Source organism: Thalassoroseus sp., from assembly GCF_984380535.1.
The window spans coordinates 72,510-79,020 of record NZ_CFHRBF010000026.1 but is presented as its reverse complement, the minus strand read 5'-3'; the positions used below and the strand labels follow the sequence as shown (position 1 = coordinate 79,020).

The following is a 6,511-nucleotide window of genomic DNA, read 5'->3' as shown; positions in this document are numbered from 1 at the left end:
TCCACACCTGCCCACGCTGAGCGTGGGATTCAACTTGCCGTTAAACGGCGCACTCGGTTTGTCCAACGAGCGAGCCCATCAGCGCTCCCACATCCAGGGTCAAGGTGGGGCGGCCGGTCTCGTTGCCGAGCGCTTTGCAAAAAGCACTTTTGCCTGTACCAGGAACGCCGAGCAAGAGCACGCCGCGTGGTCGGATACGAGAGGCTTCGCCCAGTCGTGGCTGCAACGCTCGCAAGCAAAATGCCTTGAGCGAAGCCAGTCCACCCAAGTCCGCGAACGATTCACCACCGCGATGCAGCGAGAGCAAACCGCTCTTGGTCAGTGCTTGGGATTTCAGTTCCCAAATCGCTGAGGGTTCTACGCAGCCATGCCGGACCAACGAGAGGCTGAATGCACCTTCGGCTTCGTAGCGGGTCAGCCCACACGCCGCATCCAAGACCCGCTCCAGTTCGACGCCCTCGGGCAGTTCCCCATCCTCGGTCGCAATTCCTCGAGCGATCTCAGTGATTTGGTTGCGGGTCGGCAGTTCATGTTCGAGGCAGACAAACAGCTTCTCTAGCTCGGTGGGAATCTGAACTACCGGAGAGAGGACGACGAGAAATGTCCGCTGGTGTTTGCCTAGTTGAATTTGCCGGACCACCGCCTGGACAATCTCCGCCGAGTTCAGGAAGCGATGGAAGTTGGACAGCACCAGCAGCGAAACGCCGCCGTCGCTCCCGAGTGTCCCCAAAGCCCGCACGGCGGCCAAGGGATCGGTGCCCGTCGTTTCCGGCAGTGCGTTCTCGGACGATCCCGAGGACCAGAGCCCTTGATCGATGTCCCAGTTCAATAGATCCCACCGCTCATCACGGCAGAGCCGGGCGATCTCCAGTAATGCGTCTTCATGTTCGCAGCTTTGAATCCAGATGCCGGCAAAGCAGGCACGGACGGTCTCCGCCAATCGTTCCGCAAGTGTCATGGAAAACTCCGTATGGTTTGAGGAATGGAGAAGTCAGGCAAACTGCCTGTGTGAATTTCAGGACCGTTTTGCCAAGCGGTCGATGGCCCGCAGCCAGGAGCGGACTTCGCCCTGGGGATCTCGCTCATGTAGCAAGTCGGGCGTCATCCGCTCGGCGGCGCGGGTGTTGAGCCAGCGTTTGGCGCGGTTGGCCAGACGTTTGCGGCTCCGCGGAGCCAGTTGCTCCCAGGGCGTGTCGTCCAGGCCCCGCTGATGGATTCGTTTCGCCACGTTCTCCGCGACGGAATCAAAGTCATCAAATGCAACTGGGATGTCTCCCGCCGCCGCGATCGCGTGCGGATGCAGGTAGTTTTCTAAGCTGCGTTTGCTGGTCAGCACGGCCTGGCAACCCGGTCGACGATTGACCTGCTCGGCGGCCTGACGGCGATACTCGGTTTCCGGGGGCAACTCGTGGTCGTAGAGGTGAAACTCGGGTTGGCCCAGCGGAGCGAGTCGATGCGTGAAAGCCGCCACACTGCCGCCGCCGAAGGGGAGAAAGATCAACTCGCCCTGTTGTTCCATCTCGGCAAGCGGCGGCAGTGTGTGGTCAGCGGTCCGTAGGATCAGAGAAATCCGGCGGAGAAATTCGATATCGTTGGTGCCTTCCACCACGACGATCACCCGCACGGTTCCCACACTCGGTGGTTCGGAAGGAGTCGGAGGATGGGGATCGATACGTCAGGTCTCCTCATGAAGTTGGTTCTGTTGATGGGAAGTCGTTTCGTGGAATTCCGATGTCAGCGTTTCGGAGGTGGTGCGGCCCAAAGCCGCTTCCAACAAGCGGCTGGCCGCCCGACACTCCGCACCGGCAAAGCCCTTGGTTTCCAGCCGGGCTTGACCCTGCGGCGAGATGATGATTTCGACAATCTTCATGAGCCCTCTCCCACTTGAATGGTCAGTTTGACGGAGCCGTCGGCCAGCGGCTGCTCGGTGAGCGTATGCCCCTGACGACACGCTTCGTTTCGTGTTTTTTCGATCGCATATCCTTGCATCAGACGGTCCAGTTCATGTTGGGCTCCCCAGCGGCCTGAGAAATTGTCGAATTGGACCTGTCCGTGCTCGACATCGCAAACCACGGGGTATCGCCACTCGGGTAATCGCACGCAGTAGCCGGTGGCGGTGCCGCTATAGAGGCGGGTGGTTTCCCAAACCGGCTCCGGTAGACCCAAGCGAGAGCAGGCGGTTTTCAAGGCCGCGAGGTCGCGGATTTCAGTTTCGATGGCGACAATGTGCGACATGCAGAAATCTCCATGAATGAGGTGGTGTGGATGGTCAGGTTGTTTCGCTGGACGAATCGCGATCATGCGGCAACCGTTTGTGGTCCCCCGGTTCCAAGAGGCCGATCCGATGCGGATTTTCAGAGGATGGCTGGAACAACGGCCGATCGGTCGCCAGATCGTCCAGTAGGATCTCGGCCACCGCCTGGTCATCGGCCGGCTGCTGAGGTCGTTGCAGCAGATACCAGGCGAGAATCAGCGGCAACGTACAGATCAGCAAGAGGCCAATGTGCGTGATCGCCGCAGCAATCACGGGAGCGGTCCGCCGCTCGGTCGCCAGCTCGCGCCGCTCCTGTTCCAAGGAGTCCCGCTGCCGTCCCAGTTCGGTCCGCTCGGCTTGGACCTCCCGTTGCAGAGCGACCATCTCGGTACGGGCCTGGGCATCGGCTTCGACAAGCCGCCGCGAGCCCTCGGCGACTTCCCGCTGCAGTTCGGAAACCTGGCGGCTTTGCTCGGTTTGTCGGTCCATCTGTTTTTCGGCCAGTTCGACCAAGCGTTGGTTGTCGTGGGGTTCACAACCGATCGTCGTCAGGGCCAGTAGGAGCACGATCGGCAGCCTGTGGATTTTGCGTTGAGGCATCGGATCTCCAGCGTTCAATCAGGCGTTTGAGGAGGTGTTGCAGGGCCAGCCGCCAGCGGCGTTCTTTCAGCAATGCCAGGATGGCCAACAGCAACGTCATGGACACAAATGTCAGAATCACATAGGTCAAGGAATCGCCTCCTTTTTAGGAACAGAGAACAGGAACCGAAGGTGGTGCAGCATCACGCCCGCATGGACAACTCAGGAGTTGGATTTCGCGAGCGGGGCGACTGCGGTCGACTGCGGTGGCGGATTGCCTCGACTTCTCGACTGTCGTCGGCAACGATGAAACTGGACGATCAGAAACGCCAGATCCTCGATCAACCGGGCGCGGTCGCTCTTGGGGGATTGTTCCGACGAGGAACGGTTAGAATTGGCAGGCGGATCGTTCATCGGTAGGCTCCGAGTAAGAAGAAAATCGGGACGCCGATACATAGTGGCGCAGCAAAAAAGCCCCGTCACCAGGACGGGGCTTGTGAGAGGTGATCGGACCAGAAATTGGGACTACTGGACCGTCAAACTAAAATATTCGGGTTGGACAAATTGCAACGAGCGACAACGGAGCGGTATATGTCAGCCCGCACCCGCAATCAAAGCCTTGACAAGGCACTACCGAGATTCTCGCGGTTGTCCATTGTTATAAGGCTGCTCAGGAACGGGCAGTCCCTGCATTTCATACCAGCGACGGTAGCTGTACCAGACATTGCCCGAGTTGACACTGTGGCCTTCGGCTTGCAGAGTGGTGGCCGCCTCGCGGTAACTTTGCTTCTCGATGTCGATGAGTTTGTGAACCCGTTCGGCGATCGCATCCAGACGCGGCGGCTGACGAAGCCAGACGGTAACCTCGGACTCGTGCGGCGGATCGGTCAAATGCGTTTGGTCGCCCTGGGTCTGCACGGCGTGGAGCAATTGCGGGCGAAACACGCCGCGAACATTCGTTCGTTTTCGCCCCGGTCGCTGCTCGACATGGACCCAGATGCGACCGCCCGTCAAGCTCCGAAAGACGCTCAGAGCCTTGTAGATCGCTTCCTCGCCTAACCGGCCAGCCGCCCCGTCCTGGAGCAAGGTGGTGAAGTCAGCCAACAGGCCGCGGACATCTTCCGCCGACAGCGTGGCCGCCGTGCCGTCCAGCACTTTTTTGAGCCGTGCCGCCTCGACCTGAGCAGCGGCCCGCTCCGATTGGACCGAGCGAATTTTCGAGAGAACCTCCTGGCGATCGGCATCCGACCCCTGGCCCGACAACTCGTACAAGTCGTCGACCCGGCGGCTGAGAGTGCGGACGGTATTCTCGACCGCAGCGATCTGCCGACGAATGTCGTCGTCGCCGTGAGCATCCCACTCGCGGCTTCGACAGACGACCTCTTCGATCAGTTCGCCGTCGCAGCCGATCAACTCGGTCAGTTTCTCGCACACAGCCCGCACGGCGTCCTCCCGCCGCACCGCCGACTTGCAGGGACAGAAATCGCCATTCTTGCACTGCATGCTCTGACCGTTGGCGCCGGTTTGATAGAGGCGAACCGGTTCATCCGGCCGGCTGCAGTGAGCACAGTAAAACAGTCCCGTGGTCAAATCCCACAACTGCGTCTGCTTCGCCTGACGGGGTCCACGGGGCCCGGTTTTCAAGCCACGCAACAGAGTCTGCAAGGCCAGGAACGTCTCGTCATCGAGGATTCGCAATTCGTCGCACTGGAAAATTGCTACCTCGCCATCGGGTTGTTCGACCTGCTTGACGTAATCGAGTTTCGTCGAAAACTGATTCCGCTTGCGACCGAATTCCCAGCGGCCGGTCAGACGGATATTTTCCCACAGCCGACGATAAGCTCCGTAGCTCATCCGCCCGGTGGTGGAGCGGGGATCGCAAGGTCCGCCCGCCTTACTCCAACGCCGCACACCCTCCTTGAGCGGCATCTCCTCCAGCAGCCAGCGGGCATGCTGCCGGATCAGGTCGGCGACGTCGGGATCGACTTCCGGCATCGTCCGCGGCAGTCCCCGGTTAGTCAGCGGAGCGTGCGGCAATTCCTTGCGGCGATAGCCGACGCCCAATGCCCCCGTGGTCCAACCGTTGAGGAATAACCCGGTTAGTCCGGCCCGGACATGGTCGGCGATCGCATCGAGCAGCAGATCATCGACCAAGCCATGGGCTTGCAATTGGATTTTCCAGCTTTTCTTGTCGGCGGTGTCGATCCCCTGCGAAACGCTCACCGCTCGCAGCCCCTCCTCGACGACCTCTTCCTGAATCAACTGGTAGCCCTTGAAGGCTTGCCGAAACAGACGACTAGCTTTGAACACCAACAGCACCGAGGCTTGGCGGGCTTGGAGAATCTGCTTCATCCGTTCCAATCCATCGCGGCGAACCCGTCTTCCCTTGACGGCCTCGTCGATGGAAATCAGTTCCGGAGGTACGCAGATGCCATTCCGGGCCGCCCAGATGATGCACTCGCGAATCTGGTCCTCCGTCGAATGTTGCCGCTTGCTACTGTAGCGGGCATAGATCGTGCCGATGACCAAGCCCTTCTCCAAGGCCCAAGTGATCCGTGCGTGGAACGGCGCCTCGGGATCGAATCCGTCCAGGTTGACGTTCGCGGCGGCGGCGGCTTCCAGCCACCACTGATGGACTTTGCGGGCGAGTTGGGGATTCGAGCCGCCCGCGGTCGGTAGGGGAAAAGTCATGTGAGACTCTCCTAGAAATTGTGCCGCGCAGCCATCGGCGAATCACACATTCACCGGCTGCGCGATCAAGAAACAAAACACGGGCCAAGTTAGAAACCGTCGATCACACGGCGATCACACGGCGATCACAGCGTGTGATTTCGAATGAGATGCGAGAGGCGGTGCGCTCGAAGAAATGAACGGGAGCACGTTGACATGCTCTAAGGAGCATCGCTGCGTTGCTGGAGTTCGTTGCGCAAACGGTTCAGCTCTTCGACGACGCTTTCGATGACGGGAATCAGCGCGGAGGCCTCCTCGGGACTGGCCAAGTCGATTTCGCCCCGGTAGCCATCCGCCTGCTGACAGATATCCAGCAACCAGTCGGAGATCAGACTCTTCCGCCCCGAAGGGTTCAATTTTTGTCGGCGTTTTGTCCGGGGTGACGACTTCCGAGGGGAACGTTGACGGCGGCGATACGCCTCCTGCACCGACAGCCCATGCAACGGTTGCTCGCTCTCGAACGAGCGCTGGATGGCGCGGGCTTTGGAGGCTCGGGTTTTATCGATGTTCAACGTGCTGAGAAAGCCAGCCCATTGGCCGTGAGTGAACTGACGACGCGCCAGATTCAATGCCAAGCCAAGCCGCCAATAGGAAACCGCCAGCGACTGTTCGCCAGCGGAGATTTCCTCGTGCCGGGCCTGGGCATACTGGCCGAGTTGCTCGACGCCCCAGTCGTCCGTCGGCTGCGTGTGGGAAAGTTGCGGGTCGCAACTTTTGCGGTGGGAACGGGATTTGGGCTTTGTCATGACTGCTCCATGGAGGAATACGAGGATCACCAAACGATCCACGAAGCAGCTTAGAAATCAGCGATCACATGCCGGTCACAGACTGTGATCAGTCGTCCGCATCGACATGAGAGAAGCCATCAAGAGAGCTGGCAGGGAGACTTCGACAGCTAAGATTCTCCATCATCTATTGTGACGCAAAAACCACCAGGATTTAGCAAGC

The 6,511-nt window shown here is 59.8% G+C and carries 7 protein-coding genes; all 7 read right to left on the bottom strand.

Features of this window, described 5'->3' with window-relative positions; genetic code table 11:
• Positions 1 to 40: 40 nt before the first annotated feature.
• Complete coding sequence (locus AC5DDB_RS27860) at positions 41 to 958, bottom strand: AAA family ATPase (protein WP_491743049.1); 918 nt, start codon at positions 956 to 958, stop codon at positions 41 to 43.
• Between the two features lie 57 nt (positions 959 to 1,015).
• The gene (locus AC5DDB_RS27855; RefSeq protein ID WP_491743048.1) at positions 1,016 to 1,624 is read right to left on the bottom strand and encodes an ATP-dependent endonuclease; all 609 of its coding nucleotides are present in this window, start codon (positions 1,622 to 1,624) and stop codon (positions 1,016 to 1,018) included.
• A 51-nt stretch (positions 1,625 to 1,675) separates the two neighbouring features.
• The gene (locus tag AC5DDB_RS27850; RefSeq protein WP_491743047.1) at positions 1,676 to 1,870 is read right to left on the bottom strand and encodes a DUF2997 domain-containing protein; all 195 of its coding nucleotides are present in this window, start codon (positions 1,868 to 1,870) and stop codon (positions 1,676 to 1,678) included.
• Complete coding sequence (locus tag AC5DDB_RS27845; RefSeq protein WP_491743046.1) at positions 1,867 to 2,235, bottom strand: DUF1257 domain-containing protein; 369 nt, start codon at positions 2,233 to 2,235, stop codon at positions 1,867 to 1,869. Before AC5DDB_RS27845 ends, AC5DDB_RS27850 begins: the two co-directional genes overlap by 4 nt.
• Positions 2,236 to 2,269: 34 nt before the next feature.
• Positions 2,270 to 2,854, bottom strand: coding sequence for a hypothetical protein (locus tag AC5DDB_RS27840; RefSeq protein ID WP_491743045.1), 585 nt, complete (start codon positions 2,852 to 2,854; stop codon positions 2,270 to 2,272).
• 609 nt (positions 2,855 to 3,463) lie between these two features.
• Positions 3,464 to 5,524, bottom strand: a complete 2,061-nt coding sequence (locus tag AC5DDB_RS27835) for a recombinase family protein (RefSeq protein WP_491743044.1) — start codon at positions 5,522 to 5,524, stop codon at positions 3,464 to 3,466.
• 200 nt (positions 5,525 to 5,724) lie between these two features.
• Positions 5,725 to 6,309: a hypothetical protein gene (locus AC5DDB_RS27830; RefSeq protein WP_491743043.1), complete on the bottom strand. Its 585-nt coding sequence runs from the start codon at positions 6,307 to 6,309 to the stop codon at positions 5,725 to 5,727.
• Between the last annotated feature and the right edge of the window lie 202 nt (positions 6,310 to 6,511).